2 protein-coding genes are annotated in these 2,409 nt (G+C 33.6%); both read right to left on the bottom strand.

Annotation, left to right across the window (positions count from 1 at the left end):
• Positions 1–16: 16 nt before the first annotated feature.
• Positions 17–1,405: an alanine/glycine:cation symporter family protein gene (locus tag ACMOUI_RS05025; protein ID WP_418964644.1), complete on the bottom strand. Its 1,389-nt coding sequence runs from the start codon at positions 1,403–1,405 to the stop codon at positions 17–19.
• A 38-nt stretch (positions 1,406–1,443) separates the two neighbouring features.
• Positions 1,444–2,358: a glutaminase A gene (glsA, locus tag ACMOUI_RS05020; RefSeq protein ID WP_418964643.1), complete on the bottom strand. Its 915-nt coding sequence runs from the start codon at positions 2,356–2,358 to the stop codon at positions 1,444–1,446.
• Between the last annotated feature and the right edge of the window lie 51 nt (positions 2,359–2,409).

The following is a 2,409-nucleotide window of genomic DNA, read 5'->3' as shown; positions in this document are numbered from 1 at the left end:
CTATAAAATATCTGAATTAAAGAGAAACCTCTCCCTTATCATCCCAGCACTCCACACCAGTAGAATCAGAAAGTACATTTTTAGTGAATACAGGGTTTCTTTTTGCCTTTCTCTCTCTTAAATAGTGATGAATACACTCAATAGCAGGAACTCTAAGTTTTGTAATAGCATAGATATTAAATAGTGCCATAAAAGCCATAAATAAATCAGCCATTGCCCAAACTGATGGAGCATCTTTAACAGAACCCCAGAAAACCATTGCTAAAGCGATAGCTTTAAAAGGATTTTCAAGCCATTTCTTTTCAGTATAAGCTATATTAACAATTCCATAGAAATAGTTTCCAATAACTGATGAAAAAGCAAATAGGAAGATACATGCCATTAGGAATATTCTACCAAAAATTCCAAGCTCATGAATCATAGCAGTTTGAGTTAATTCAATTCCTTTATGAGTTGTATTTCCTAAAACTCCAGAGAAAAGAATAATAAAAGCTGTTGCCGAACAGATTGCTAATGTAGTAACATAAACTCCTAAAGTTTGAACTAATCCCTGTTTAAATGGGTGATCAGTAGAAGCACTGGCACCAGCATTTGGAGTAGACCCCATACCAGCCTCATTGGAGAATAAACCTCTTTTAATCCCTTCCATAACGATAACTCCAAGAACTCCTCCACCTGCAGCAGCAGGGTCAAAGGCATTTGTCATAATCAGTGAAAATACTCCAGGAAGAGCTGAAATATTTTTTAAAACTATGAAAATAGCAACCACTAAGTAGAATACACCCATAATAGGAACTATAATTTCTGAAACTTTCGCTATTCTATGAGCTCCTCCTAAGATAATAACAGCTGTTAAAACAGTTAAAATAATAGCTCCATATAGCTGATCAATTCCATATGCATGTTGAAATGCCACAGTGATTGTATTAGCTTGAACAGCATTAAATATAAAACCATAAGTGATAGTAATAAGGATTGAGAATGCAACACCAAGGTATTTTTTATTCATTCCAAGTTCCATATAGTATGCAGGTCCACCTACGAAAATACCATCCTCTTTTTTCTTATAGATTTGAGCTAAAGTGTTTTCAACTAAACTTAAACTACCAGCAACTAATGCTAAAACCCACATCCAAAATATAGAACCTGGACCTCCTACAGATATAGCAAGTGCAACTCCAGCTAAACTTCCAGTTCCAACTTTAGAACCAGCACTAATACAGAATGCTTGGAATGGAGAAACGCCTTTTCCATTTCCTTTTTCAAGCATAACCTTAAACATCTCTTTAATTTCAGTTATATTTGCAAACTTTAACTTAAAAGTGAAATATAAACCTGAAATAATAAGAACTGCAATTAAAACATAAGACCATAAAATGTTGTTAAGTGTGTTAATAATATTCATTGTTCCTCCTGTAAATATATAATAAAGTGTGTGTGTAACTAAAATATTCTACATTTAAGCTCATTGCATAGGTCCTCTAAAAGACAAACTCCAGCAATAGGATTTCCTTTTTGATCAAGAGCAGGAGAGTATATACCTATTCCCATTTTATGTGGAACAACAGAAACAATACCACCACCAACTCCACTTTTTGAAGGTAAACCAACTCTAACAGCAAACTCACCAGAGTTATCATACATACCACATGTAACCATAAGAGTTTTTACAATTCTGCTGACTCTATTTGATACAACTTGCTCTCCACTACTTGTTTGCCCTTCATTAGCTAAAAATAGACCAAGTTTAGCGATAGTCTTAGCAGTGACATCAATTGAACACTGTTTAAAGTAAACTTCTAGAGCTTCTTCCACATTTCCAGTTATAATACCTTCAGATTTTAAGTAATAACCCATAGCTCTATTTTTATTTCCTGTTTCAGATTCACTTAAATAAACTTTGGGATTTAATTCAAGAGATGGATCCTCTGTTATTTTCTTAAAAAATTCAAGTAGTCTATTAAACTTATCCTTTGCGTCATCGCCCTTAATCATTGATGAAACAACGATAGCACCAGCATTAATCATAGGGTTATATGGTTTTCTTCTGCTAGAAGTTTCCAATTTTCTAATAGAGTTAAAGGGATCTCCACTGGGATCCATTCCAACTTTTGAAAAAACATACTCCTCTCCATTGTCTAAAATAGCCAGCATAAGAGCCACTACTTTAGAGATACTCTGTACTGTAAATTTATTGTCATAGTCTCCTGCAAAGTATTCGTTTCCTTCATTGTCTAAAATGTATATACCAAGATTTCTGGGATTTGTTTTCTCTAGTTCGGGTATGTAACTGGCAACCTTTCCTAGTTCAGTTGTTTTTCTGTGTTTTTCAACTAATTCTTTTAGTAATTCTTGCATTTTTTACCTCCTAAAAGTACTGTTATTAAACTTTGTATATAATTATAATAC

It is taken from the genome of Cetobacterium sp., from assembly GCF_048470075.1.
Lineage (GTDB): Bacteria > Fusobacteriota > Fusobacteriia > Fusobacteriales > Fusobacteriaceae > Cetobacterium_A.
This window is presented reverse-complemented; position numbering and strand designations above follow the sequence as displayed.

Excerpts from the sequence above, each read along its gene's own strand:
- ACMOUI_RS05025 (WP_418964644.1), bottom strand. The coding sequence starts at position 1,405 with ATGAATATTATTAACACACTTAACAACATTTTATGGTCTTATGTTTTA.
- glsA (WP_418964643.1), bottom strand. The coding sequence starts at position 2,358 with ATGCAAGAATTACTAAAAGAATTAGTTGAAAAACACAGAAAAACAACT.